Origin of the sequence: Streptomyces sp. E-08 (assembly GCF_049913095.1) — a bacterium.
Classification (GTDB): Bacteria; Actinomycetota; Actinomycetes; order Streptomycetales; family Streptomycetaceae; genus Streptomyces.
Genome location: NZ_CP183971.1, coordinates 2,147,019 through 2,173,136 on the forward strand (window position 1 = coordinate 2,147,019; position 26,118 = coordinate 2,173,136).

Genomic DNA, 26,118 nt, shown 5'->3' on the forward strand with positions numbered 1-26,118 from the left:
CGACGACCGGGAGGAGGGTTCCTCCCCCGTGCGGCGGAGGCGGTTCACCTCCCGGCAGGAGGTGGCGGACGGGGCCCCCACGGGAGCGTGGAGCCATGACACGCACCGCGTCCCCCCTCACCCCGGCACCCGCCGCCGGCCACCCCGCGAGCGCCGCCCGCCGGGCGCTGCGCACCCTCGCGATCCTCGCCTGCCTCCCGTACATCTCGCTCAAGATCGCCTGGGTGGCGGGCAGCGAGATCGGCATCCCGGCCGGGAGCGCGCTCCTGGAGCACCGGCAGCTGCTGGTGGTCGCCAACTCGGTCTCGGTCGTCGCCGACGTCCTCGTCGTCGTCCTGGCCCTGCTGCTCACCCAGGCCTGGGGCCGACGGTTCCCCGCCTGGCTGCTCGCCCTCCCCATGTGGGCGGCGACCGGACTGCTCACCCCGATCATGACCGGCTATCCGACGCAGCTCGCGGTCGCCCTCGTCACGGGCGACGAGAAGGCCGCCGCGCCCGCCGAACCCTTCCTGGACGACTGGGTCTTCGCCGTCGTCTACGGCGGTTTCATCCTCCAGGGCCTCGCGCTCGGCACCCTCTTCGCCCTGTACACCCGCGACCGCTGGGGCCACCTCTGGCGGGGCCGGCTCGGCGAGCTGCCCGCCCGCACGTCCGGGCCCGGCGCGCGGGCCCTCGCCGTGGCCGGGGCGGTGGTCGCCCTCGTGCCCGCCGCGCTCCACGTGCTGTGGGCGGCCGGCTCGACCACGGGCCTGTCCGCCCGGCGGATCGCCGAACGCGACTCCGACTTCTACGTCCTGGAGGCCCAGTGGGCCGCCTTCCTCGTCGCCGCCGTCGTCCTGACCCTGTTCCTGGTGCTGCGCCGGCCCGCCCGCCTCCGGGTCCGCACCACGCTCGCCCTGGCCTGGACCGCCTCGGGTGCCGTCGGCTGCTGGGGCGCCTACATGTCGCTCGTCGCCCTGCTGCCGGATCCGGATCCGACGAAGCGCATCCCCGGGCTCGTACAGCTGTCCTACGCTGGCGAGATGATCACCGGGTTCCTTCTCGCCGCGTGCGTGGCGCTGTTCCTGCGGCGGCGGAGCGCCGAGGCGTGAGACCGGCGCGGGCCCTGTTCGGGCAGCGGGCCAGGCTGCGCTGGCTCCATCTGATCCTGGGCGGCGCGCTGTTCATGCCCTTCTGGATGGTCGGCTCCCTGGCCGCGGGGCCGCTGCTCGGCGGCGGCGGCCTGTTCACCGGCGACCTCGGGGTGCAGTTCCTGGCGTACGCCGTGGGGCTGCCGCTCGCCGCGGTCGTCGCGCTCTTCCCACTGGCCCGGCCGATGTCGGTGGCGGCGGCGCGGGCGCTGTGCGGGGTGGACGCCGACCGGTTCGCGGACGGCCCGGCGCGCGGCCGGGAGGCCAGGGGCCGGACGGCCGCCTGGTTCACCCTGCACCTGGGCACCGGGGCGCTGATCAGCGGGGCGACGCTGGCACTGCCGCCGTTCGCGGTCGCGGTCATGGCGCTGCCGTTCTCGCCGGGTCTCCGCGCGTCCGAACTCGGCCGGTACTGGGGCCTCGACCGGGCCTGGGTCTGGGCGGCGCTGCCCGCGGGCCTCCTGATGCTGCTCGCGCTCGCCGCCGTCGCCGCCGCGACGGGCGCCCTGCTCGCCCGGCAGGCGCCCCGGCTGCTCGGGCCGAGCCCGGCGGACCGGCTCGCGGCGGCCGAGCGGCGCGCCGCCGAGGCAGAGTCCCGCAACCGGCTCGCCCGCGAACTGCACGACTCGGTCGGCCACGCCCTGAGCGCGGTCACCCTCCAGGCGGGGGCGGCCCGCCGGGTCCTGGACGGTGGCGCGGCCGACCTGGAGTTCGTACGGGAGGCGCTGACCGCGATCGAGGAGACCACCCGGCGCACCGTCGGCGAACTGGACTGGGTCCTCGGCCTGCTGAGGAACGACGGAACACCGGAGCAGGGCCCCGGGCCGGGGCTCGACGCCCTGGAGGCCCTGGCGCGGGGCGCCGGGCCGCGGGTGGCGCTGACGGTGGACGGCGCCCTGGGCTCCGTACCGGAGGCGCTGTCCCGGGAGGCGTACCGGATCGTCCAGGAAGGGCTGACGAACGCGGCCCGGCACGCGGGCGGCGCGCCCGTGACCGTACGGCTCGACGCCCGTACCGAGGAGTTGGAGATCACCATGGAGAACCCCCTGCCCGACCGTCCCGCGGTCACCCGGCCCGACGGCGGGCGCGGCCTGCGCGGGATCGCCGAGCGCGCCCGGCTGCTCGGCGGCACCGCCGGGGCGGGCCCGGCGGACGGCGTCTGGCGCCTCGCGGTCAGGATCCCGCGGTGAGCGCCCCGATCAGGGTCGTCCTCGCCGACGACGAGCGGATGGTCCGTACGGCCCTGCGGGTCATCCTGGACGCGGAGGACGGCCTGGAGGTCGTCGGCGAGGCGTCCACCGGCGCCGAGGCGGTGTCGGTGGTGCGGGCGGAGCGGCCGGACGTCGTCCTCATGGACGTGCGGATGCCGGAGATCGACGGGATCCGGGCGACCGAGCAGATCCTCGCCGGGATGGCGGAGCCGCCGCGGATCGTGGTGGTGACGACCTTCGAGAACGACGCGTACGTGTACGACGCGCTGCGGGTGGGCGCGGCGGGCTTCCTGCTGAAGCGGGCGGCGGCGGAGGAGCTGGTGAGCGCGGTCCGCCTGGTCGCGCGGAGCGACTCGCTGCTGTACCCGGCGGCGGTACGGGGTCTGGCCGCGGAGCACGCCCGCCGCCGGCCGCCGGTGGCGCCGCCCTGGGCGGGGCGGCTCACCGAGCGGGAGGCGGAGGTCCTGCGCCTGGTGGCGACGGGCCTCACGAACGCCGAGATCGCCGGCCGGATGGGCGTCGGCCCCGCCACGGTGAAGACGCACGTGGCGGCGGTCCTGGCGAAACTGGGCGCCCGCGACCGCACCCAGGCGGTGATCCTGGCGTACGAGTCGGGCTTCGTACGGACGGGCTGAGCAGCCTGTCCCCACCCACGAAGGCCGAGCCCCGGGCGAGGCCGGGGAGCCGCGGAGCCCCGGACGCGCGGTCCGGGCGCCGCTCGGCTCAGGAGCGCGTCGCGGTCGCGCAGCCGCCGTGGCCCTCGGCGATCGGGGCCGTGCGGTCGTACGGGTCGACCGTCCCGCCGCTCGGGCCGGCGTCCGCGCCTCCCCCGCCGAACTCCGGCCGGAAGGATCCGGTCGTCTCGTCGCAGCCGCCGTTCGTCATGTCGGTCTTGTACGACAGGAGGCTGAAGGTCCCCTTCTCGGTGATGACCTTCGCCGGATCGTCCCAGCTCACCACGGTCTCCCGCCGCACGATCACCCGCACGACCTCGTCGCCGCCGCCGGCCGGCGCGACCGGGTAGACGTACGTGACGTCGGCCGTCACCTCCAGGGCGCCGAGCCGCCCCTCGCGGTAGGAGAGGCGGCCGCGGGTCTTCACCACGTCCCCGGCCGGACGCGCCTGCGCGGGGTCGAAGCGGCTGAAGAGGAGCAGCGGGTCGTGGTCCGCGTCCGGGGTGCGCAGCGAGGTCGTCACGAAGGTCATGACGTCCTTCTGGTGCGGGTTCATCAGGGCGATCGCCTTCTCCGGGCGGGCGCCGCGCCGGACCGCCGGGTCCAGGTTGGAGGTGGCGAGGAAGTCGCGGGTCCGCGCGAGCGCCCGCTCCACCTCGGCCCTGCTCATCCAGCCGGTCGCCTTCGCGGCGGGCACGGTGATGCCGGCCGTGCCGTCCGCCCAGCGCGCCGCCGGGGAGCCCCGGAAGGGCTCGTCGAGGGTGGCCCGCCCGCCCGGCTCCGCGGGAGGCGCCTGCTCGGGCCTCGCCGACTCCTGTGCGAGGGGCGTCCCGTCCGCGTCGCCGCCGGACCAGCCGATGAAGCCGCCCGGGTCCACGGCCACGACCAGCAGGACCAGCGAGGCCACGAGCCCCGCCACGTACCAGCCCTTCCCCCGCCGGGGCCGCGCGGGCGTGTAGGCGCGCCAGGCCGTCGGCTCCGCGGGCCGGTCCCGGAGCCGTCCCGCGACCTCGCGGGCCCGCGCGGACGGCTCCTTCGGCGCGTCGGCCCCGCCCTCCGCGGAGGTCCTCAGGAACTCCGCCCACACCTCGTCCGGCACGGACGAACCGTCCTTCTCCCCACCCGTGGTCACGCCGACTCCTCGCCCCGTACGTCTCCGGCCCCTCCCCAGGGCCCTCCTGATGATGATCACACGGCGCGCCGACATGAAGGTTCGCTGAGAAACGGGCCACATCCGGAACGTCCGGCACCGCATCGTTCGTCCCCAGAAGTGCGATGAACAAGACGATCAGGCACACGTCGGTCTTCGTCCTGGTCCTGGTGCTCGCCCTCCTCGGGCGGGCCACCTGGGTGCAGGCATACGAAGGCAAGGCGCTCGCGGACGACTCGAAGAACCGGCGGAAGACCATCGCGCAGTACGCGCAGCCGCTCGGGAACATCGTCGTGGCCGGCTCGCCGGTCACCGGCTCGAAGAGGACGGAGGGATCGGATCTCGCGTACAAGCGCACCTACACGGACGGCGAGCTGTACGCGGCGGTCACCGGCTACAGCTCGCAGGCCTACGGCGCCACGCAGCTGGAGGGCATCTACTCCGGTGTCCTCGACGGCACCGACGACCGGCTGAAGAACCCCGTGGACGCCGTCACCCGCAAGCAGCAGGAGCCGGGCGCGGTCGTCACCACGATCGACCCGGACGTGCAGAAGGCCGCCTACGAGGCGCTCGGGAGCAAGAAGGGCGCGGCCGTCGCCGTCGACCCGGCCACCGGCCGGATCCTCGCCATGGTCTCCACCCCGTCCTACGACCCGTCGAAGATCTCCGGGACTAACGACGGGGACGTCTGGAAGGAGCTGACCACCGACGAGGACAAGCCGCTGGTGAACCGCGCGCTCCGGCAGCCGCTCCCGCCCGGCTCCACCTTCAAGCTGGTCGTCGCGGCCGCCGCCCTGGAGGACGGCCTGTACGGCTCCGTGGACACGGCGACGAAGAGCCCCGACCCGTACACGCTGCCGGGCACCCGGACCGTGCTGCGGAACGAGAACGCCTCCGCGCCCTGCGAGAACGCCACGATCCGCACCGCGCTCCAGTACTCCTGCAACAACGTCTTCGCCAAGATGGCCGCCGACCTGGGGCAGGACAAGGTGAGGGCGATGGCGGAGAAGTTCGGCTTCGACGACGCCGAGCTGGACGTCCCGGTCCGCGCCTACGCGAGCGTGTACCCCTCCGGCATGGACAAGGCGCAGACGGCGCTCACCGGCATCGGCCAGTTCGACGTGACCGCCACGCCGCTCCAGATGGCCATGGTGTCGGCCGCGATCGCCAACGACGGCCTGCTCGCCGCCCCGCACATGGTCGCGCAGGTCGTCGACTCCGACGGCGACCCGCTGACCTCGTTCGAGGACGGGGACACCGAGCGGGTCGTCTCCTCCTCGACGGCCGAGCAGCTGCGGAGCGCGATGGTGACCGTGGTGGAGAAGGGCACCGGCACCAACGCGGCCGTGGACGGCGCCGAGGTCGGCGGCAAGACCGGCACCGCGCAGCACGGCGAGAACAACAGCAAGACGCCCTACGCCTGGTTCACCTCGTATGCCAAGGACGCGTCGACCGGCAAGCAGGTCGCCGTCGCCGTGATGATCGAGGACTCGGGCGCGGCCCGCTCCGAGGTGAGCGGCAACGGCCTGGCGGCCCCGGTGGCGCAGAAGATGATGGAGGCGGCGCTGAAGTGACATGAGCCGGGGGCCGATTGGCCGCCGGGTCCCGTCACACGATATGCAGGGGGCACATCCCGGGATTCGTACATGTACTCGGATCGCGGGGTGTGCCCCTGCTCTTCGTCCCACGGAGGACCGCCGTGCGCCTGCCCCGTTCCCTGTCCGGCTGGACCATGGCGGTCTTCGGCGTGCTCGCCGCCGCCCTGGGGGTGGTGGGTCTGGTCGCCCCGGACGCCCTGCTGACCGTCATGGGCTTCGAGCCGGTGCCCGAGGGCGGGCGCGCGGACGGAGACCACACCCTGGTCTTCCTGACGGCCTCCTCGATGGCCGCGCTCAACATGGGCGTCTACTACGTCCTGGCCTCCCTCGCCGACTGGAAGCCCTTCTTCCGCTGGACGGTCCCCTTCCGGCTGCTCACCTGCGCCGTCTTCACCCTGGCGGTCGTCACCGGCCGCGCCCCGGCCGGCTTCGTCGGCGTGGGCCTGTGGGAGGGGCTCGGCGCGGTGGTGACGGGGCTCGCCCTGCGGTACGAGAAGCGGGCGGTGCCGGTCGGCACGCCGGCGGGATAGGGCATCCGACCGATCCGCTCGGGGCACCTCAGCCGACACTCTTTCGGCCATGCGTTGGTATCTGACAGGTGTCGTGGTGTCCGGATTCGGCACGACGGCCATGTGGCTGGTCTCCGGTGTCTGGGTCAAGTCCCTCACGGGCTCCGACAGTCTCGCGGCCCTGGCCGCCTTCGCCCTCTGGGCGCCCGTGCTGCTCGGGCCGCTGCTCGGCACGCTCGCCGACCGGGTGCGGCGCAGGCCGCTGCTCGTCGTCCTCAACCTGGCGATGGCGGGCCTGCTGCCGCTGCTGCTGTGGGTGGAGTCGGCGGACCGGGTGTGGCTGCTCTTCGCCGTCCTCGTGCTGTACGGGGCACAGGGCTCCGTCCACGACGCGGCCGAGCAGGCGCTCGTGGCGTCCGTGGTCGACGGGAAGCGGCTCGGCACGTTCAACGGGCTGCGGATGACGGCGAACGAGTCCATGAAGCTGATCGCCCCGCTGGTCGCGGCGGGCCTCTTCGCCGCGTACGGCGGCGGGCCCGTCGCCCTCCTCGACGCGGCGAGCTTCGCGGTCGCGGCGGCCGTGTTCGCCCTGATGCCGGTCCGGGAGGCGCGTCCCGCCCGGCCCGAGGCACGGAACTGGTGGCGGGAGACCGCCGAGGGCGTGCGCCTGCTGCGGGCCTCGCGGGTGCTGCGGCCGCTCGTGGCGACCGGTGCCTTCACGATGCTGCTCGCCGGGGTGAACGGCGCCGCGATCTACGCCGTGGTGGACCGGGGGCTCGGGCACTCCCCCGCGTACGCCGGGGTGCTCTACGCGGTCCAGGGCGTTGGCTCGGTCCTCGCGGGCCTGCTCACGGGCCCCCTGCTCCGCAGGATCCCGGAGCGGACCCTCGCCGCCGTCGGTCTCGCGCTGTTCGCTGCGGCGATGGGGGTACGGGGAGCGCTGCCGTACGAGGCGACAGCCCTGGCGGCGAGCGCGGTGATCGGCCTGGGGATGCCATGGGTCCTGGTCGCGGTGATGACGGCCGTCCAGCGGGAGGCCCCGGCGGAGGCGGTCGGGCGGGTGGCGGCGAGCGCGAACACCCTGGTCATGGCCCCGAACGCGCTGGCCATCGCGCTCGGTGCGGGCCTGGTCGCGGTGACCGACGTCCGCGTCCTCCTCCCCCTGCTGGCCACGACGGGCCTCGCCTGGGCGGGCACCCTCCTGACGGGCACGTACCGCCAGGGCCTCCTGGCACGGGCGAGCGGGACGCTGTAGCACCACGGGGCCCACGCCCCGGCCTGCAGGGGCCCACGCCCGCGCCCGGGTGGCGCCCGTCGCCCGCTGCCGTGCGGTGCCCGCCGCCCGCTGCCGTGTGAGCCCGCGCCCGGGTGGGCCGTCGCCCGCTGCCCGTGTGGGCAATCGTCCCGCTGGGCGGGACGGGTGGGCACACGGGACGGCGCCCTCTCGCGGCGCCTCCGCGTTCCGTGCCTGGACCCGCACCCCAGTGACGGCGCGCGGGGCGCGGGTCCGGGCGCTACAGCCTCTGGCGCCGGCAAGGGCGCCGTTCCGTTGTGCCCACCCGTTCCGCCCCTTGCGGAACGCCTGCCCACAACGGAGTGGGACGGGCACCGCCCCGGCGGAACGCACGCCCACAACGGGCGCGGGGACCTGCGGGCGGGGAGCATGGAGACAGGTGTGCGCTCGGCGGGAGGAGGGCAGGGTGACGGCCGGTTCCTTCCCGGGGACGGCGGGGCGGGTCGGTGTGCCCCTCGACGGCAAGGGGCTCCTCGACGTGCTCGGAGTCGCCGCCATCGTCGTCGACTCCCGCGGCCGGATCGTGCTGTGGAGCCCCCAGGCCGAGGCCCTCTTCGGCTTCCGCGCCGACGAGGCCCTCGGACAGTACGTGGCCCGGCTGATCGTCGGCGCGGACCACCGGCAGGAGGCGATGCGCCTCTTCGCCGAGGTGCTGGGGGGCGGCGCCGCGTGGGCGGGCACCTTTCCCGTACGGCACAAGGACGGATCCGTCCGGCGGATCGAGTTCCGCAACATGCGGCTCACCGACGACGTGGGTGACCTGTACGCCCTGGGCATCGCCGCCGACGGTGCCGCCGTCGAGCGGATCGAGACCGAGCTGGCGCTCTCCGACCGGCTGGTGTCCCAGTCGCCGATCGGCCTCGCCGTCCTCGACACCGATCTGCGCTACGTCCTGGTGAACCCCGCCCTGGAGCGGATCAACGGGCTCCCGGCGGCGGAGCACCTCGGGCGGCGGATCGGCGACATGCTCCCGCAGGTCGACACCGGGGCCCTGGAGGAGGCACTGCGCGCGGTGCTGGCGACCGGGACGCCGATCCTCGACCACTCCGTGGTGGGCCGGACCCCGGCGGATCCGGAGCACGAGCGCACCTGGTCGCTCTCCTTCTACCGTCTGGAGGGTCCCGACGGCCGGGTCCAGGGCGTCGCGGCCTCGGTGATCGACGTGACCGAGCGGCACCGGGCGGACGCGGACGCCGACCGGTCCCGGCGGCGGCTCGCGCTGATCGCGGACGCCTCGGCCCGGGTGGGCACCACCCTGGAGGTGGAGCGGACGGCGGACGAGCTGGCCTCGGTGGTGGTGCCGCAGCTCGCGGACATCGCCGCCGTCGACGTCCTCGACTCCGTCCTGGCGCTGCGCAGGCCCGGCGCGCCCGAGGAGGGTCCCGAGCTGTTCCGGGCGCTCGCTGTGAAGGCCGAGGGCCGCACGGAGGCCCTGCCCGCGGCGGACCCGCCCGGGGAGGTCGCGATGTACGGGGCGGACCGGCTCGTGACCCGCTGTGTGCACACCGGTCTGCCGGTCCTGGTGGAGCACGTGGGGCCCGGCGACCTGGCGCGGATCGCCCGGAGCCCGGAGGCGGCCGAGCTGCTCGCGCGGGCCGGGGTGCACTCGTACCTGGCGGTGCCGCTGATCGCGCGCGGCGAGGTGCTGGGCGCGCTCGACCTCAAGCGGGACCGCAACGCGCTGCCCTTCGACGGGGACGACGTCCTGCTCGCGACGGAGCTGGCGGCCCGCGCGGCCGTCAGCATCGACAACGCCCGCTGGTACCAGAGCGTGCGGAACTCGGCGGTGACGCTCCAGCGCAGTCTGCTGCCGGGGGCTCCCCCGGACCGGGCGGGCCTGGAGGTCGCCGCCCGGTATCAGCCGGCGCACGCGTCGAGCGAGGTGGGCGGGGACTGGTACGACGTGATCGCGCTGCCCGACGACAAGACGGCGCTGGTCGTCGGGGACGTGATGGGCAGCGGGATCGACGCGGCGGCGACGATGGGCCGGCTGCGGACGGCGACGTGCGCGTTCGCGGACCTCGACCTGTCCCCGGCCCAGGTGCTGCGGCATCTGGACCGGATCACGGCGGGCCTGGAGCACTACATCGCGACCTGTCTCTTCGCCGTGCACGACCCGGTGCGGCAGCGGTGCCGGATCGCGAACGCGGGCCATCTGCCGCCGGTGCGGGTCCCGGCGGACGGGCCGGCCGAGCTGGTGCGGCTCTCCACGGGCGTGCCGCTGGGGGTCGGCGGCGGGACCTTCCGGACCACCCGGGTGACCTTCCGGCCCGGGGACCTGCTGGTGCTCTACACGGACGGCCTGATCGAGACCCGTACGGATTCGATCGACGACCGGCTCGCCCTGCTCGTACGGCTCCTCGACGAGACGCGCGGACCCCTTGAGGAGACCTGCGACCGGCTCCTGCGGGCGCTGCGCCGGCCGGGCGCGCCGGACGACGTGGCCCTCCTCATCGCGCGGAGCACGGGATGACCCGGGGCCGTGGGCAGGGGCGGGAGAAGGACAGGGGGCGCGGTACGGGGCTGCGGAGCGTCGCCGGGCAGGTGTTCGCGCTGGAGGCGCTGATCGCGCTCCTGGTGATCGCGGCGGCCGTGTTCGTGACGTTCCATCAGGCGCGCAGCGACACCGAGCGGGACGCCAGCGTCCGCTCGCTCGCGGTCGCGGAGGCCTTCGCGCACGCGCCGGGCATCGACGCCGCGCTGACCTCGCCCGATCCGACGGCGGTGCTGCAGAGCCGGGCGGAGGCGACCAGGAAGGCGACGGGGGTGGACTTCATCGCGGTCCTGAGCCCCACGGGGGTGCGGTACACCGACTCGGAGCCGGCGTTGATCGGCCAGAAGGCGACCGGTGACCTCTCGCGGGCGGCCGTGAACGGGGAGGCGTTCACGGAGCTGTTCCACGGCGCGCCGAACGACGCGGTGCGGGCCGTGGTGCCGGTGCTCGACGCGCACGGCCGGGTCGTCGGCATGGTCACCAGCGGCATCGAGGTGGAGAGCATCTCGCACGCGGTGCAGGGGCGGCTGCCGCTGCTGGTCGGCGTGGCGGGCGGCGCGCTCGCGGCGGCCGTGGGCGGGGCGGCGCTGGTGAGCCGGCGGCTGCGGCGGCAGACGCACGGGCTCGGTCCGGCGGAGATGACCCGGATGAAGGAGCACCACGAGGCGGTGCTGCACGCGGTGCGGGAGGGCGTCCTGATCGTGGGCGCCGACCACCGGCTACTGCTCGCCAACGACGAGGCGCGCCGGCTGCTCGGCCTGACGGCGGACGCGGAGCGGCGGCACGTGTCGGAGCTCGGCCTCGATCCGCGGACGGTCGAGCTCCTGGAGTCGGGGCGGTCGGCGACGGACGTGGTGCACCCGGCGGGCGACCGGCTCCTCGCGGTGAGCGTACGGCCCACCCTGCCGCACGGCTCGGAGTCGGGGTGCGTGATGACGATGCGGGACACCACCGAGCTCGCGGCGGTGACCGGCCGGGCGGCGGTGGCGCGCGGCCGTCTGCAGCTGCTGTATGAGGCGGGGGTGCGGATCGGGACGACGCTGGAGGTCGTACGGACGGCGGAGGAGCTGGCGGAGGTGGCGGTCCCCCGGTTCGCGGACTTCGCGACGGTGGAGCTGCTCGAACCGGTGCTGCGGGGGGAGGAGCCCCGGCAGGCCGCGGACCCGTCCACGCCCACCGAGATGCGGCGGACGGCGCTGAGCGGGCTGCGGCCCGACCAGCCGCTCCAGCCGGTCGGGGACACCATCCGCTTCGACGTCTCCAGCACCCCGATGGCGACGGCCCTGCACGCGGGGCACGCGGTGGTGCAGGCGGAGCTGGCCGCGGCGGAGGGCTGGCGGGCGCAGGATCCGGAGGGCGCGGCGCAGGCCCTGGCGTACGGGATGCACTCGCTGCTCACGGTGCCGCTGCTGGCCCGCGGGGTGGTCCTGGGGATGGCCAACTTCTGGCGTGCGGACACCCCGGAGCCGTTCGGGGAGGAGGACCTGTCGTTCGCGGAGGAGCTGGCGGCGCGGGCGGCGGTCGCGATCGACAACGCGCGCCGGTTCACCCGGGAGCACGCGATGGCGGTGACCCTCCAGCGGAGCCTGCTGCCGCGGGTGCTGCCCGAGCAGAACGCGGTGGAGGTGGCGTACCGCTACCTCCCGGCGAAGGCCGGGGTGGGCGGCGACTGGTTCGACGTGATCGCGCTGCCGGGGGCGCGGGTGGCGTTGGTGGTGGGGGACGTGGTGGGGCACGGGCTGCACGCGGCGGCGACGATGGGGCGGCTGCGGACGGCGGTGCACAACTTCTCGACCCTGGACGTGCCGCCGGACGAGATCCTGGGCCATCTCGACGAGCTGACGGCGCGGATCGACGACCAGGAGTCCGAGGGGACGGACGGCGAGGGGCGGCGGCGGGACGAGGGCATCACGGGCGCGACCTGTCTGTACGCGATCTACGACCCTGCGTCCGGGAACTGCACGGTGGCGAGCGCGGGGCATCCGGGTCCGGCGCTCGTGGGTCCGGACGGGCGGGTCGAGTTCCCGGAGCTGGCGCCGGGGCTGCCGCTGGGTCTCGGCCTGGGCGACGCGCCGTTCGAGTCGACGGAGCTGGTGCTGCCGGAGGGCAGCAAGCTGGTCCTGTTCACCGACGGGCTCCTGGAGGACCCCGGGCGGGACCTGGACACGGGGCTCGGGCTGCTGCGTTCGACGCTCGCCCGGGCGGATCGGAACCCCGAGCAGACCTGCGCGGACGTGCTCGCGACGCTGCTGTCGCCGACCCCGCGCGACGACATCGCGCTGCTCGTGGCGCGGACCCGGCTGCTGGACCGGGAGCGGATCGCCGAGTGGGAGGTGCCCCGGGACCCGTCGGCGGTGTCGCCGGTGCGGAACGCGGCGGCGGCGAAGCTGTCGGAGTGGGGGCTCGACGGGCTCGCGTTCACGGCGGAGCTGATCCTCAGCGAGCTGATCACGAACGCGGTGCGGTACGGGGCGGATCCGGTGCGCGTACGCCTCCTCCACGACCGGACGCTGATCTGCGAGGTCTCGGACGGCAGCAGCACCTCGCCGCACCTGCGGCACGCAGCGGCGACGGACGAGGGCGGGCGCGGTCTCTATCTGGTCGCCCAGTACGCGGAGCGGTGGGGCACGCGGTACGCCCGGCGGGGCAAGACGATCTGGGCGGAGCTGCGGGTGAACGGTGACGGCTCCGAGCCGGTGGCGATGGTCGTACCGGACCTGGACGCACTGGAGGACCTGGCGTGGTGAGAGGGGCCCTGGCGCGGGGGGACCGGAGACACCTTCTGGTATACCAAATGGAGTCCCGTTCCCGTGACCCCGAGGAGACCCCGTGACCCCGCCGCCCCGCACAGCCACCCTGTTCCACGACGTCCGGCCCTTCGGCGGACCGGCCCGTGACCTGGTCGCCGTGGACGGACTGCTCGTCGACGGGGTCCCGGAGGGCGCCGTCGTCGAGCGGGTCGACGGCGGCGGCCGACTGGCGCTGCCGACCCTGGTCGACGCGCACATCCACCCCGACAAGACCTCCTGGGGCGAGCCCTGGCACAGCCGCGGGCCCGCGCACGGCATCGCCGAGTACGTCGCCGGTGACGTGGAGCTGGCCCGCGCCCTGCCGACCCCGGTGGCCGAGCGGGCGCTGCGGCTGATGACGCACGCCGCCACCCAGGGCACCCGGGCGATGCGCGCCCACGCGGACGTGGCCCCGGCCTACGGGCTCTCCGGCATCGAGGGGGTCGCCGAGGCGGCCCGGAAGCTCGCCGGGATCGTCGACGTGGAGCTCGTCGCCTTCCCGCAGCACGGGGTGGTCCGGACGCCGGGCGTGGCCGGGCTCCTGGCGGAGGCCGCCGCGAGCGGGCTCGTCACCCACATCGGCGGCATCGACCCGGCCGGCTTCGACGCGGACGGCGGCCACGGGGCCGACGGCGACCAGCTCGGGACGGTGTTCGGGCTCGCCGAGAAGCACGGGCTCGGGCTCGACATCCACCTCCACGACCGGGGCGAGCAGGGCCTCGCGCCGCTGCGGGACATCGCCGCCCGCACCCGCGCCCTCGGGCTCCAGGGGCGGGTGAGCGTGGCGCACGCCTTCGCGGTCGCCGGTCTCTCCGGCGCGGAGCTCGACGAGACGGCGGACCTGCTCGCGGAGGCGGGGGTCGCGCTCACCACGGTCGCGCTGTCCGTGACCACGATCCTGCCGTTCCGGCGGCTCGCCGAGCGCGGGGTGACGGTCGGCCTCGGCTCGGACGGGGTCCGGGACAGCTGGAGCCCCTTCGGGAACGCGGACATGCTGCACCGCGCCTGGCTCGCCGCCTGGGCCCTGGACGCGCGGCTCGACGAGGAGCTGGAGGGCTGTTTCCGGCTCGCCGCCGACGGGGGCGCGGAGCTGCTCGGCCTGGAGCGGGCCGACCTGCGGCCGGGCTCCCCCGCCGACTTCATGCTCGTCGACGGCGAGTGCCTGCCGCAGGCGGTGGTGGACCTGCCCCGCCGCGACCTGGTGGTCCGCGCGGGCCGCGTGGTGGCGCGGGACGGCCGCCTGGTGTGAGCCGTACGGGGGTGGGCGCCGCCCCACCCCCGTACGCGCGCGCTCAGTCCCGCTCCACGTCCACCGTCGTGAGCGAGGCGTACCGCCCGGGGTCCGTGCGCCGGATGCGCAGGGCCACGAGCAGGCCGGCCGCGAGGACCACGGGCAGCGGCACCAGGAGGGCCGTGTTCACGGCGCCGGTGCGGCCGGTGAGCAGGTCGAAGTGGACCACGGCGAGCACGGTGAGCAGGGCGAGGCCGGCGCAGGAGATCAGCGGCGCCCAGACGACCCGGGCGGCCGAGAGGCCCCTCCGGTCGCGCCGGAAGTAGGACCAGACGGCGAGCGCGGCGAGGGCCTGCATGCCCATGATGCCGAGGACGCCGACGCTGTTGGTCCACAGGAAGACCTCGCCGTACGGGTCGGCGGCGAGGAGCGCACCGGCGGCGACGACGGCGAGGTTGAAGCCGGTCTGGGCGACGACGGCGCCGCCGGGCGAGCCGTGCTTCCCGGAGACCGCGCCGAGGCGGCGGGGCAGCAGGCCCTCGCGGCCGAGGGCGTACAGGTACCGGGCTCCGGCGTTGTGGAAGGCGAGCGTGGCGGCGAAGGCGCTGACGACGATGAGCCCGTGCATGGCGTCCGCCAGCCAGGGTCCCGCGTACAGCTCGGCGGCCCGGAAGGTGAGTTCGGGGCCGTCGGCGGCGCGGGCCAGTTCCACGGCCTCGTCAGTGCCGAAGGCGCCCATGATCAGCCAGCAGCCGAGGGAGTAGAAGACGGCGAGGAAGCCGATCGCGATGAAGGTGGCCCGGGGGACGGTCCGGCGCGGTTCGCGGACCTCCTCGGCGAAGATCGCGGTGGCCTCGAAACCGGTGAAGGCGCCGATGACCAGGACGAACATGCCGGCGACGCCGCCGGCGGCGAGCGTGGAGGGGGCGAAGGAGGCGGTGTCGAGGGCGGCGGTGCCGCGCTCGCCGAGGATGCCGCCGTCCATGACGACGAGCGAGAGGACCTCCAGGACCAGGGCGATGCCGAGCACCTTGGCGCTGAGCGTGACCTTCAGCCAGCCGAGGACGCCGACGGCGAGGACGCAGAGCCCGGAGAGCAGCCACCAGGGCACGTCGGTGCCGGTGGCGTCGCGGATCGATCCGGCGGCGAAGTAGCCGAAGGCGGCGGCGACGCCGGGGGTGACGAGGTTGTACGAGACGACGGCGACGTAGGCGGTGCCGACGCCGAGGGTGCGGCCGAGGCCGCGGGCGACGTACGCGTAGAAGGCCCCGGCGTTGCGCACGTGCAGGCTCATCGCGGTGAACCCGGCGGCGAAGAGGGCGAGCAGGGCGCCGGAGACGAGGTAGGCGAGCGGGGCTCCGGGGCCGCCGATGCCGATGGCGAAGGGGGCGACGCCGGCGAGGACGGTGAGCGGCGCGGCGGCGGCCACCACGAAGAAGACGAGGTCGAAGGTGCCGATCCGGCCGGCGGCGAGCTTCCCCGCCGTCTCGGGGGCCTGCGGAGCCGTACGGGGGGTGGTGTCGGTGCTCACGCGGCTCCTCCGGCGGACGGGAGGAGCGCCGGCGGGACGAGCGCGGGGTAGGTGTCGTCGGCGAAGGGGCCGACGACCTGTCCGGCGTGCAACACGAGCAGGCGGCGGGGGTGTGCGGCGACGGCCTCGGGGACGGAGGCGGCGGCGACCGCGACGAGGTCGGCGCGGGCGCCGGGGGCGATGCCGTAGTCGGCGAGGCCGAGCGCGGCGGCGGCCTCGCCGGTGACGAGGGAGGCGGCGAGGGACAGCTCGGGGTCGGTCATGAGTCCGGTCCTGAGACCGATGATCGTGGCGCGTTCGAGCATGTCGGCGGTGCCGTAGGGCCACCAGGTGTCGCGGATGTTGTCGGAGCCCGCGAAGACCCGGACGCCGTGCTCGCGCAGCCGGAGGACGGGCGGTACGGAGCCGCTCGGGCCGTTGGTCATGATCGCGACCCCGGCGGCGGCGAGGGCCGTGCAGGTGCGGTCGAGTTCGGCGTCGTCGACGTCGCCGAGGGCGTAGGCGTGGCTGACGGCGACCTTGCCGCCGAGGCCGAGGGTGGCGGTGCGGGCGGCGATGTCCCGCAGCTGGGCGGTACCGGTCTCGCCGCCGTCGTGGAGGTGCAGGTCGATGCCCTTGCCGTGGCGCTCGGCGAGGCCGAAGACGGTGTCGAGCTGGCCGGCGGCGTCGCCGTCGAAGCCCACCGGGTCGAGGCCGCCGACGAGGTCGGCGCCGTCGGCGAGCGCGGCGTCGAGGAGTTCGGCGACGCCGGGCGCGGTGACGATCCCGGACTGCGGGAAGGCGACGAGCTGGATGCCGAGCCGGTCGCGGAACGCCTCGCGGACGCCGAGGAGGGCGTGCAGGTGGTCGAGGCCGGTGTCGGGGTCGACGTCGACGTGGGAGCGGACGTGTCCGGTGCCGAGGGAGACCATCCGGCGGGCGAGGGCGGCGGCCCGCTCGGCGACGGGCACCTCCTCGGTGCGGCGGGAGGCGCGCTCGGCGGCGATCTGCTCGCGCAGGGCGGTGGTGACCCGGTGCGGGCGCCAGGGGGCGCCGAGGAGGGTCTTGTCGAGGTGGGCGTGGCCGTCGACGAGGGCGGGCAGCAGCAGCGCGCCGCCGAGGTGGAGGGCGCCGGGCGGGGCGGGTCGGGCCGGGTCGTGCGCCTCGACGGCGCTCACCCGCCCGTCGTGGAGGTGGACGTCGGCGGTGCGGCCGTCGGGGAGGGCGGCGCCGAGGAGGGCGGTGGGCCCGGGCGGGGCGGAGGCCTCGCTCATGGTGTCTCCTTCGCGAAGTACGGACGGGTGGCGGGGGCGCGCGTCGGGATCCCCCTGGTGACCGCGGTGTGGCGCAAAGGTAATTGGTATACCGAATACCAGGCAATGCCTGGAGGGCCCTCAGTTCGGAACCCGCTCGCACCCGTCTGCGAAGATCGGGGAACCACCGCCGTCCCGCACTCCCCGCCGACTGGAGCCCCGCCGATGACCACCCCCCGCCCCGCCGGCCGCAGCACCGCCATCGGGGACACCCATCCGTCCCTGCGCGAGCGGGTGTACGTCGAGCTGCGCGAGCGGATCATCGAGGGCGACTACCCGGCGGGGCTGCGGCTCGTGGAGCGGGAGATCGCCGACGAGCTGCGGGTCTCCCGGGTGCCGGTGCGCGAGGCGATGCAGCGCCTGGAGTCGGAGGGCTTCCTCTCGGTGCAGCCGCGCCGGGGGTCGGTGGTGGCGGAGTTCGGCCCGGAGGACGCCGCGTACCTCTTCGACGTACGGGAGAACCTGGAGGGCCTGGCCGCGCGGCTCGCCGCCCGGCACGCGAGCGCCGAGCGGCTCCGGGACCTGGAGCGGCTCCTCGCGCGGGCGCGGAAGGCCGCGGAGTCGGGGCGGCTGCGCGAGGCGGTCTCGCTCAACGCCGACTTCCACCGCCGGATCGTCGAGTTCTCCGGGAACCCGCTCCTGGTGGACCTGATGGCCCCGCTCGACTCGCGGCTGCGCCGCCTCTTCCGGCTCACCTCGGCGCAGTCGGACGGCGAGCCGATGTGCGGGGCGCACGAGCGGCTCTTCGAGGCGCTGCGCGACCGCGACGAGGACGGCGCGGAGACCCTGGCCCGCGCCCACGTCGCCGACACCCGCACCTCGACCCTGCGTCTGCTGGCGGAGCTGCCTGAGACCGCCTGAGGCAGGTCGGGACAGCGGAGCCGGGCGGGACGTCCCGGACGCGCACCGGTCACCCGCTAGGGTGCCGGGATGGCAGACACGCGGGCGCACGGCGGTTACCGGACGGGCGGGCTGTGGGCCGTGGCGGGGGCCGCGTCCGGCGCTCTGCTGCTCGGTTCGGGGGTGGCCCTGTTCGGCATGCTCGAGTACGACGAGCAGTGCATGCAGGGGCTGGTCCGGGGCCCGGGCGAGCTGCTGCGGACCCGGAACCAGGCGTTCCCCCCGGCCACCGTCTGCGTCTTCGAGCGGGGCGAGGTCTCGTCCCTCGACGGCTGGAGCGTTCTCGGCCCGCTGCTCTGGATCGCTCTCGCGGTCCTGGTCGTCTGCCTGTTCGCGGCGCTGGTCGCGGAGTGGTTCGAGCCGCGCCCCGGCGGCCGCTGGGTGCGGCCGATGTCCCGGACCGAGAAGCTGAGCCGGACGAAGACGGCGTTCTTCGTGACCGGCTCCGTGTTCCTGCTGCTGTACGCGCTGGCCGGATGGAAGCTGCTCGCGGGCCCGTCGTCGGCCTGCGTCAGGGGCGGGGACTGGCGCTACCACCCGCCGACGACAATGGAGTACTCCTTCTTCCCGCCCCAGGCCACCTGCCGGTACGCGAGCGGTCTGACCTCGCGGCTCAACCCCGAGTGGGTCTCGGCCCTGACGGCGGAGGCGGCCGTCCCGGCGCTCGTCGCGGGGATCGGCTTCACGCTCGCCTGGCGACGCCGGCGCGAGGAGCGACGGACGGCGAACGGGGAGACCCCTGCGACGGCGGCTCCCCTGGACGCCCGCTAGCCGCTGCGACGGCGGCTCCCCTGGACGCCCGCTAACCGCTGCGCCGGCGACTTTCGCGGACGCTCGCCGGCCGCTGCTCCGGCGGCTTCCCCGGACGCCCGCTAGCCGGCCTCCCGCAGCGCCGTGCGGACGGCGTCCAGGTCGGCGTCCGAGGCCAGTCCCGCGTGGTAGAGGCGCAGTTCGGTCGCTCCCTCCTCGCGCGCCTGACCGGCGTCCCGGGCGAGCCGCCCGGGGGCGCCGCCCAGGCCGGCGACGATCGGGAGGTTGGCGGCGAGGACGCTCCCCGGGCGGGCGTGCGCCGCGAAGCCGGCGAGCTTCGGCGGCCGGGCGACGACGCCGTCCGCGAGGCCCAGGACATGCGCCGGGTCCGTGCCGGCGTCGGCGCCGCAGCGGTACGGGTCGGGGTCGGCGTGCAGCAGGACGCGGAAGCCCGGCGGAGCGGCGGCGCGCACGGCGGCGACGGCGGCCTCCTGGAAGGCGCGGGCGGTCCGTGCGCGCCAGGCGAGGGCCGGGGCCTCCAGGGCGCCGAGCCCGCCCGCCGGTCCCGCGCCGGTCCACACGGGCGCCAGGGCGGCGCGCACGGCGGCGGCCAGTTCGTCGGGGTCGGCGCCCTCGCCCCCGTACCCCTCGCGGCAGGAGGGGCAGAAGCAGAGCGACATCAGGAGCTGTTCGCGCTCTCCCAGGGCGATCCCGGCGGTCTTGTCGTGGGCGTGCAGGTGGGCGAGGCCGTACCAGCCGCAGGACTCCAGCTCGGTGCCGGCCGCGCCGGGCCGGACGGCGGCCTCGGCGGCGAGGGCGACGAGGAGCGCGCGGACCTCGGGACGGGCGATGCAGGGGGCCCACGGGTAGCGGTCGCCGTGGGCGTTGACGACGGAGGTCTCGGGATGCTCGGCGCCGAGGCGGGAGTTGTGCGCGAGGACGACCCAGCTGTGCACCTCCAGGCCGATGGCGGCGAGGGCCTCGGCGGCCCGCCCGTAGGCGTCGCCGAGGGCCCACTCCCCCGCCGGGTACGGGCGGAGCCCGCGGCCCGCCCAGCGGCCGGGGTCCGGCGGGTAGAGCACGGCGGCGTGTCCGGCCGTGACGATCCGGCGGGCCGGGTGACGGGGGGTCAGCGCGCGGGTGGAGTGGTAGGCGGCGGCGAGGGTGACCTGGGCGAGGCCGAGTCCGGCGAGCAGCCCGGGGGCGGCGGGATCGCCGTCGACGTCCCAGGGGTAGAGGAAGGCTCCCGCGCGCGTGCCCCCGGCCGTCACGCCCCGGTCCCCGCGAGGAGGGCGCGGCCGCGCGCGACGAGGCGCATCAGCGCGTCGACGTGCTCGGGGGCGGGTTCGCTGAGCGGGGGCCGCACCTCGCCGACGTCGAGGCCCCCCCTGCGGACGGCCGCCTTGACGAGCGAGACGGCGTATCCCCTGCCCTGGGCGCGGAGTTCGACGAGGGGCCGGTAGAAGCCGTCGACGAGCAGGTCCACGGTGGCGTCGTCACCGGAGGCGAGGGCGCGGTGGTAGGCGAGGGCGAGGTCGGGGGCGAAGCAGAAGACGGCGGAGGAGTAGAGGGTGACGCCGATGCCCCGGTAGGCGGCCCCGGTGAGTTCGGCGGTCGGCAGGCCGTTGAAGTACAGCAGGTCGAGTCCCTCGGTGCGGACGGCGCTGACGATCCGCTGCATGAGGCCGAGGTCGCCGAGGCCGTCCTTGAGGCCGATGACGCCGTCGGTGCGGGCGAGGGCGACGGCGGTGCCGGGGGTGAGGACCGCGTTGTCCCGCTGGTAGACGATGACGTCGAGCGAGGTGGCGGCGGCGAGTTCGGTGTAGTGGCGGAGCAGCCCGGCCTGGTCGGCGACGACGAGGTAGGGGGGCATGGCGAGGAGCCCGTCGGCGCCCGCCTCCTCGGCGAGGCGCGCGTACCGGATCGCGAGGGCGGTGCCGTAGCCGGCGCCGGCGACGACGGGGACGCGGCCGGCGGTCTCCTCGACGGCGGCGGCGACGCAGTCGCGGAACTCCTCGGGGGTGAGGGCGTGGAACTCACCCGTGCCGCAGCAGGCGAAGACGGCCCCGGCGCCCGCCTCGACCCCGGCGCGGACGTGGGCGCGGAAGGCGTCGAGGTCGACGGAGCCGTCGGGGGCGAAGGCGGTGACGGGGAAGAACAGCAGGCCGTCGAGCCGGCCGGCGAGCGGGGCGGTGGTCACGGGTGCTCCCAGGAGAATCCGTCGTGCACAGTCATGATTTTCATCCATATGCATGAACGCTGACCTCACGCACGCTAGAGCAGCGCCGATCGGCCGGTCAAGGCGATTGCACACCTCCATAAAGGTTCTTGACGCTCCGTCGGAGCCCTCCCTAGCGTGTCCACGGTTGTGAATCGCACTCATGTGCATGGCACTCGACGGAGGAGACCCGCTCCATGTCCGCACCCCGCACCGTCCTGCTCACCGGCGCCGCCGGGGGCGTCGGCACGCTGATGCGGGAGCTGCTGCCCCCGTACGGCTACGCGCTCCGCCTCCTGGACGCCGCCCCCGTGCCCGGGGCACCGGACGCGATCGTCGCCGACCTCGCGGACCGCGCGGCGCTGCGCGAGGCGGTCCGGGGCGTCGACGCGGTCGTGCACCTGGCGGGCATCTCCCTGGAGGCCGACTTCGAGAAGATCCTGGCCGCCAACATCGCCGGCACCCACCACCTCTACGAGGCCGCCCGCGAGGAGGGCGTCCGGCGCGTGGTCTTCGCCTCCAGCAACCACGCCGTCGGCTTCACCCGGCGCCCGCGCGAGGGCGAGGACCCGATCCCGGTCGGCACCCCGCACCGGCCCGACACCTTCTACGGCCTCTCCAAGTGCTTCGGCGAGGACCTGGCCCAGCTCTACTGGGACCTGCACGGGATCGAGACGGTCTCCCTCCGCATCGGCTCCTGCTTCCCGGAGCCCACCTCGGTACGGATGCTCTCGCTGTGGCTCAGCCCCGCCGACTGCGCCCGGCTCCTGCACGCCGCGCTCGGCGCCGAGGACGTGGCCCACACCGTCGTGTACGGCTCGTCCGCAAACACGCGCGCGTACTGGGACCTCTCCGCGGCCAGGGCGCTCGGCTACGCGCCGCGGGACGACTCGGAGCCGTACGCGGAGAAGCTGATCGCCGAGCAGGGCCTCCCGCCCGAGGGCAGCCCCGACGACCTCTACCTCGGCGGCCGGTTCTGCGTGGACCCGCCCCGCTGGCCGCACTGACCCGGCCCCCGGCCCACACCCGCCCGCCGGACCGCAGCGACTCAGGAGACACCCCGCGCCCCGTCCACTCGCCCTCGTCACCGGCGTCGGCCGCACCGTCGGCTCGCGGGAGCTCGCGCATCTCGGGGTCACGGCCAACGCCGTCACCCCGGGCCACCGGCTGGATGACGGCGGGGCTCCGGCAGGAGATGGTCCGGCAGACCCCACTCAGCCGCCTCGGCACGCTTCGGGACACCGCGCACCTGGTGGACTTCCTCTGCCCCCCCGAGGGCCAGTGGGTCAACGGGCAGCTGCTGATGAGCAACGGAGGGCTGGCGTGAGCAGCGGGGGTTACGCAGGACCCGGCCGGACTGATACGGGGGAGCCGGCCGGGGCCCGGGTCGCAGTGCGCGCCTCGGCGCACCTGACCAGCTCACCGTAGGCGCGGCCGAAGATCATCGCGAGCCGCGGAACGCGGCAGCTGTCCGGATTGCGCGGTGGGTTGGCGCAAAGAAGCACGTGCCCACCCGTGAACGCGCCCCGTCACCCCGTCAGGGCCCCGGCGCCCCGGTCAGGGCCCCGATCGCCCCGTCAGGGCCCCGTCGCCCCGGTCAGGGCCCCGTCACCCCGTCAGAGCCCCCGTCACCCCGCCGGAGGCCGGGGCGGCCGTGCCGACACCCCCGGCGGCCGTCAGCGGCCCGACCGGAGCGTGCGGGACGGCGACTCGCCGAACCGCTCCCGGTAGCGGGCCGCGAACCGGCCCTGGTGGGCGAAGCCCCAGCGCCAGGCCACCTCGCTCACGCTGACCTCGTCCGGCGCGGCCGCCCGCAGCTCCTCGCGGACCCGGTCCAGCCGGACCTCCCGCACGTACGCCATCGGCGACATCCCCACGTACTCCCGGAAGGACTCCTGGAGGCGGCGCACGCTCACCCGGGCCAGGGCGGCGAGCTCGGTGGTCGTGAACGGGTGCTCCGGGCGCTCCCGCACCGCGTCCATCGCGCGCTTGACGGGGGCCGGGCGCCGCACCTCACCCGGGTGCGCGAGCGCCTCGCGCCAGGGGTGCTCGGCGGCAAGGAGGAGTCCGTTCAGGAGCGCCTCCTGGAGCGGTCTGGCGACCAGCTCGTGCGTGGCGAGGCCCTCACCGGCCAGGGCCTCGGCGGCGACCTGGCGGGCGAAGCGCACCCAGCTCAGGCCCGGGCCGCGCGTGATGTCCAGACGGGGCGCGAAGACGAGCGGGCCGCGCGGCGGCCGTCCCGTCAGTTGTTCGAGGCGGTCGCGCAGCTCGGCCGCCCCGACCTTCACCGACAGGGTCCGGCAGTCCCCGCTCCAGCGGTCGAGGAAGGTGTCCCCGGCCGGGTCGAGGAGCAGCGCCTCCGCGGGCGTCGCGACGATCCGGGAGCCGCTGCCCTGGCGCATCTCCATCGTCCCGCTCAGTGGCGCGTTCAGGTGGTACGCGCCGAGCTCCCCGAAGCTCATCCGCACGTCGGCGCCGCAGCTGAGGTCGCCGATGACCAGCGGCCCGAGCGCCACGGTGTCGAAGCGGGCCGCGAAGGGGCGCCGCTCCCGGTCGACGACGGCCATGCGGTTCGCGTAGTAGCGCGCGTCGAGCTCCACGCGCGCCTCGTCCACGTCGCCCGTCCGGAACGAGCTCCCGCCCACAGCACCCGCGCCGCGCGCGGCCCCCACACTCCCCATGGACCGAAAGAATATTCATATGACGGATCTGACCGGGAACGGCAGGATGCGCGGCATGCCACGACCCGAGGGATTCACCTACGAACAGCGCCGTGACGGCTCCGTCGTCCTCACCCACCGGGGCCGCGCCGCGGGCGTGCTGCGCGGCGGGCGCGCCGCGAAGTTCCTGGCCGAGGTGGAGACGGGCGACGCCCAGCTGGTCATGGCCCGCTGGACGGGCGCGTACCGCTTCGGCAACGAACGCCAGGCCAGGGACCACCCGCGTAACCGGACCGGCCGAACCGGGCGCGGGTAAGGGAACGGCAAAGGGACCCGGATCGTTAGCCCTGGCATGACCGCTATGACCCCCGGCTCGAACATCCCTCTCACCGCCGCGCGCGTGGCGGTGGACGTGGCCGCCCCCGTGCGGCTCGACGTCTCGGGCCTGCTGCTCGGCGCCAACGGCAAGGTCCGCTCGGACGACGACTTCATCTTCTACAACCAGCCGGCCGGGCCCGGTGTCACCTACCGCTCCGGCGGCGGGACCGCGCCCGACGCGATCCAGGTGGACACCGGCGCCCTCCCCGCCGGCATCGAGAGGATCGTCGTCACCGCGAGCCCGGACGCCCCGGGCCAGACCTTCCAGGGCATCGAGCCCACGGCCACCATCCGGAACGCGGACGACGGCACCGTGATCGCCACGTTCACACCGCCGCAGCTGGCCACGGAGACGGCACTGGTGGTCGTCGAGATCTACCTGCGCAACGGCGCGTGGAAGGCCCGTGCGGTCGGTCAGGGGTACGCGAACGGGCTCGCCGGCATCGCGACCGACTTCGGCGTCTCGGTGGACGACGAGCCCGCCGCCGCCCAGGCCCCGGCACCCGTCGCCCCGGCCCCGGCCGCTCCGGCCCCCGTCGCCCCGCCGGTGCCGCCCGCGCCGCCCGCCGCCCCCGTGGACCCGCGCGTCGCCGCCCCGGCCCCGCCGGCCGCGCCCCCGGCAGCCGCCCCCGTCTCCACCGGCAAGATCAACCTCGACAAGGGCCGGGTCAGCCTCCAGAAGAACCAGACGGTGTCCCTGGTCAAGGGCGGCCGGCCGCTGCTCTCCCAGGTGAAGATGGGCCTCGGCTGGGAGCCCGCGTACCGGGGCAAGGACATCGACCTGGACGCCTCCGTCATCGCGTACGGCCCCCAGCGCAACCACCTGGACAGCTGCTACTTCGGCAAGCTGACCATCCTCGGCGGCTCGGTCAAGCACTCCGGCGACAACCTCACCGGCGAGGGCGCGGGCGACGACGAGGTCATCACGGTCGACCTCGGCCGGCTCCCGGCCGACGCCACCGGCCTGGTCTTCACCGTCAACTCCTTCTCCGGTCAGAAGTTCACCGAGGTCGCCAAGGCCTACTGCCGGCTGATCGACGCGGCGACGGGCGAAGAGCTGGTCCGCTTCGACCTCACCACCGCCGAGCCGCAGACCGGCGTGATGATGGCCAAGCTGATCAAGCAGTTCTCCGGCGAGTGGGAGATGACGGCCATGGGCGAGTTCGTGAAGTCGCGGACCGTCCGGGGCATGGTGAAGCCGGCCGCCCAGGCGCTGTAGGAGCGAGGCACCGGCGCTGAGGGTCCCGCCCGGGTCCCGGGCGGGGCCCGGCGGGCCTCAGAACAGCGCGCTGTAGGCGTTGAGGGCGGGCTGGCCGCCGAGGTGGGCGTAGAGCACGGTCGAGTCCCGGCCGATCTCCCCCCGGTCCACCAGGTCGACCAGTCCCGCCATCGACTTCCCCTCGTAGACGGGGTCGGTGACCATGCCCTCGGTGCGGGCGGCGAGCCGCATCGCGTCGAGGGTGGTCTCGTCCGGGACGCCGTACACCCCGGCGTGATAGCGCTCGTCCAGCTCCACGTCGGCCGCCGTCACCTCGCGCTCGACGCCGATGAGGGCGGCGGTGTCCCGGGCGATCCGGGTGATCTGCTCGTGCGTCGGCACGGGCTTCGCGGAGGCGTCGATCCCGATGACCCGGCGGGCCGGGCCGCCCTCCTCGGCGAGCGCGGCGAAGCCCGCGACCATGCCGGCCTGGGTGGAGCCGGTCACCGAGCAGACGACGACCGTGTCGAAGAAGACGCCGAGCTCGCGCTCCTGCTCGGCCACCTCGTACGCCCAGTTCGCGAAGCCGAGGCCGCCGAGCCGGTGGTCGGAGGCGCCCGCCGGGATCGCGTACGGCTTCCCGCCGCCCTCCTCGACCTCCCGCAGGGCCTGCTCCCAGCTCTCCTTGAAGCCGATGCCGAACCCGGCCTTCACCAGGCGCACGTCGGCGCCCGCGAGGCGGCTGATCAGGATGTTGCCGACCTTGTCGTAGACGGAGTCGGGCCAGTCGACCCAGCTCTCCTGCACGAGGACGCACCTGAGGCCGGCGCGGGCGGCGACGGCCGCGACCTGGCGGGTGTGGTTGGACTGGACCCCGCCGATGGAGACGAGGGTGTCGCAGCCCTGGGCGAGGGCGTCGGCGACCAAATACTCCAGCTTGCGGGTCTTGTTCCCGCCGTAGGCGACACCCGAGTTGCAGTCCTCGCGCTTGGCCCAGAGGGTGGCGCCGCCGAGGTGGTGGGTGAGCCGTTCCAGCGGGTGGACCGGGGAGGGCCCGAAGAGGAGCGGGTAGCGGTCGAAGTCGGTGATCGGCATGGCGGCTCCCGGTGGG

21 protein-coding genes and 1 pseudogene are annotated in these 26,118 nt (G+C 75.1%); 15 read left to right on the forward strand and 7 right to left on the reverse strand.

All coding sequences use genetic code 11. From position 1 onward, the window contains the following. Positions 1–95: 95 nt before the first annotated feature. From ACN9MM_RS09835 to ACN9MM_RS09845, 3 genes are read left to right on the forward strand one after another with little or no spacing between them, the layout of a single operon-like run. Positions 96–1,091 carry a hypothetical protein gene (locus tag ACN9MM_RS09835; RefSeq protein WP_426363263.1) on the forward strand — a complete coding sequence of 332 codons (996 nt, stop codon included), beginning with the start codon at positions 96–98 and terminating at the stop codon, positions 1,089–1,091. Continuing rightward, a complete protein-coding gene (locus tag ACN9MM_RS09840; protein WP_426363264.1) occupies positions 1,088–2,320 on the forward strand; it encodes a sensor histidine kinase in 1,233 nt (410 codons plus the stop codon). The genes ACN9MM_RS09835 and ACN9MM_RS09840 overlap by 4 nt, the downstream gene beginning before the upstream one ends. A gap of 38 nt (positions 2,321–2,358) precedes the next feature. Beyond that, on the forward strand, positions 2,359–2,976 hold the full coding sequence (locus tag ACN9MM_RS09845) for a response regulator (RefSeq protein WP_426368708.1): 618 nt from the start codon (positions 2,359–2,361) through the stop codon (positions 2,974–2,976). Positions 2,977–3,064: 88 nt separating this feature from the next. Here ACN9MM_RS09845 and ACN9MM_RS09850 read toward each other — a convergent pair whose 3' ends face one another. Continuing rightward, on the reverse strand, positions 3,065–4,147 hold the full coding sequence (locus tag ACN9MM_RS09850; protein WP_426363265.1) for a hypothetical protein: 1,083 nt from the start codon (positions 4,145–4,147) through the stop codon (positions 3,065–3,067). A 143-nt stretch (positions 4,148–4,290) separates the two neighbouring features. Here ACN9MM_RS09850 and ACN9MM_RS09855 point away from each other — a divergent pair, with 143 nt between their 5' ends. The 6 genes from ACN9MM_RS09855 (at position 4,291) to ACN9MM_RS09880 (ending at position 14,098) form a co-directional block, all read left to right on the forward strand. Continuing rightward, positions 4,291–5,739, forward strand: coding sequence for a peptidoglycan D,D-transpeptidase FtsI family protein (locus ACN9MM_RS09855; protein WP_426363266.1), 1,449 nt, complete (start codon positions 4,291–4,293; stop codon positions 5,737–5,739). Between the two features lie 125 nt (positions 5,740–5,864). Further along, positions 5,865–6,293, forward strand: coding sequence for a hypothetical protein (locus tag ACN9MM_RS09860; RefSeq protein WP_426363267.1), 429 nt, complete (start codon positions 5,865–5,867; stop codon positions 6,291–6,293). Between the two features lie 49 nt (positions 6,294–6,342). Next, entirely contained in the window at positions 6,343–7,527 is a 1,185-nt protein-coding gene (locus ACN9MM_RS09865; protein ID WP_426363268.1) for an MFS transporter, read from the forward strand. A gap of 445 nt (positions 7,528–7,972) precedes the next feature. Beyond that, positions 7,973–10,039: a SpoIIE family protein phosphatase gene (locus tag ACN9MM_RS09870; RefSeq protein WP_426363269.1), complete on the forward strand. Its 2,067-nt coding sequence runs from the start codon at positions 7,973–7,975 to the stop codon at positions 10,037–10,039. Continuing rightward, positions 10,036–12,807, forward strand: a complete 2,772-nt coding sequence (locus tag ACN9MM_RS09875; protein ID WP_426363270.1) for a SpoIIE family protein phosphatase — start codon at positions 10,036–10,038, stop codon at positions 12,805–12,807. The genes ACN9MM_RS09870 and ACN9MM_RS09875 overlap by 4 nt, the downstream gene beginning before the upstream one ends. Positions 12,808–12,889: 82 nt before the next feature. Beyond that, on the forward strand, positions 12,890–14,098 hold the full coding sequence (locus ACN9MM_RS09880; RefSeq protein ID WP_426363271.1) for an amidohydrolase: 1,209 nt from the start codon (positions 12,890–12,892) through the stop codon (positions 14,096–14,098). 43 nt (positions 14,099–14,141) lie between these two features. Here ACN9MM_RS09880 and ACN9MM_RS09885 read toward each other — a convergent pair whose 3' ends face one another. Beyond that, entirely contained in the window at positions 14,142–15,611 is a 1,470-nt protein-coding gene (locus ACN9MM_RS09885; protein ID WP_426363272.1) for an APC family permease, read from the reverse strand. Then, entirely contained in the window at positions 15,608–16,864 is a 1,257-nt protein-coding gene (locus tag ACN9MM_RS09890) for an amidohydrolase (RefSeq protein WP_426363273.1), read from the reverse strand. Before ACN9MM_RS09890 ends, ACN9MM_RS09885 begins: the two co-directional genes overlap by 4 nt. A gap of 204 nt (positions 16,865–17,068) precedes the next feature. Here ACN9MM_RS09890 and ACN9MM_RS09895 point away from each other — a divergent pair, with 204 nt between their 5' ends. Beyond that, a complete protein-coding gene (locus tag ACN9MM_RS09895) occupies positions 17,069–17,764 on the forward strand; it encodes a GntR family transcriptional regulator (protein WP_382868156.1) in 696 nt (231 codons plus the stop codon). Positions 17,765–17,833: 69 nt separating this feature from the next. Beyond that, positions 17,834–18,574, forward strand: a complete 741-nt coding sequence (locus ACN9MM_RS09900; protein WP_426363274.1) for a hypothetical protein — start codon at positions 17,834–17,836, stop codon at positions 18,572–18,574. A gap of 101 nt (positions 18,575–18,675) precedes the next feature. On the opposite strand, the gene ACN9MM_RS09905 is transcribed toward ACN9MM_RS09900, so the two are convergent. Then, the gene (locus ACN9MM_RS09905) at positions 18,676–19,824 is read right to left on the reverse strand and encodes a hypothetical protein (RefSeq protein WP_426363275.1); all 1,149 of its coding nucleotides are present in this window, start codon (positions 19,822–19,824) and stop codon (positions 18,676–18,678) included. Continuing rightward, positions 19,821–20,753 carry a 5-dehydro-4-deoxyglucarate dehydratase gene (locus ACN9MM_RS09910; RefSeq protein WP_426363276.1) on the reverse strand — a complete coding sequence of 311 codons (933 nt, stop codon included), beginning with the start codon at positions 20,751–20,753 and terminating at the stop codon, positions 19,821–19,823. The genes ACN9MM_RS09905 and ACN9MM_RS09910 overlap by 4 nt, the downstream gene beginning before the upstream one ends. A gap of 215 nt (positions 20,754–20,968) precedes the next feature. Here ACN9MM_RS09910 and ACN9MM_RS09915 point away from each other — a divergent pair, with 215 nt between their 5' ends. Continuing rightward, positions 20,969–21,778, forward strand: coding sequence for an NAD-dependent epimerase/dehydratase family protein (locus tag ACN9MM_RS09915; protein ID WP_426363277.1), 810 nt, complete (start codon positions 20,969–20,971; stop codon positions 21,776–21,778). Positions 21,779–21,881: 103 nt separating this feature from the next. Further along, positions 21,882–22,098, forward strand: a pseudogene (locus tag ACN9MM_RS09920) (SDR family oxidoreductase); the annotation flags it as partial. 349 nt (positions 22,099–22,447) lie between these two features. Here the strand turns inward: ACN9MM_RS09920 and ACN9MM_RS09925 are convergent. Beyond that, positions 22,448–23,452: an AraC family transcriptional regulator gene (locus ACN9MM_RS09925; protein WP_426363278.1), complete on the reverse strand. Its 1,005-nt coding sequence runs from the start codon at positions 23,450–23,452 to the stop codon at positions 22,448–22,450. 55 nt (positions 23,453–23,507) lie between these two features. Here ACN9MM_RS09925 and ACN9MM_RS09930 point away from each other — a divergent pair, with 55 nt between their 5' ends. Then, entirely contained in the window at positions 23,508–23,747 is a 240-nt protein-coding gene (locus ACN9MM_RS09930) for a hypothetical protein (RefSeq protein ID WP_382868186.1), read from the forward strand. A 36-nt stretch (positions 23,748–23,783) separates the two neighbouring features. Next, positions 23,784–25,028, forward strand: a complete 1,245-nt coding sequence (locus ACN9MM_RS09935) for a TerD family protein (RefSeq protein ID WP_426363279.1) — start codon at positions 23,784–23,786, stop codon at positions 25,026–25,028. A gap of 57 nt (positions 25,029–25,085) precedes the next feature. Here ACN9MM_RS09935 and ACN9MM_RS09940 read toward each other — a convergent pair whose 3' ends face one another. Further along, on the reverse strand, positions 25,086–26,102 hold the full coding sequence (locus ACN9MM_RS09940) for a 1-aminocyclopropane-1-carboxylate deaminase (RefSeq protein WP_426363280.1): 1,017 nt from the start codon (positions 26,100–26,102) through the stop codon (positions 25,086–25,088). Between the last annotated feature and the right edge of the window lie 16 nt (positions 26,103–26,118).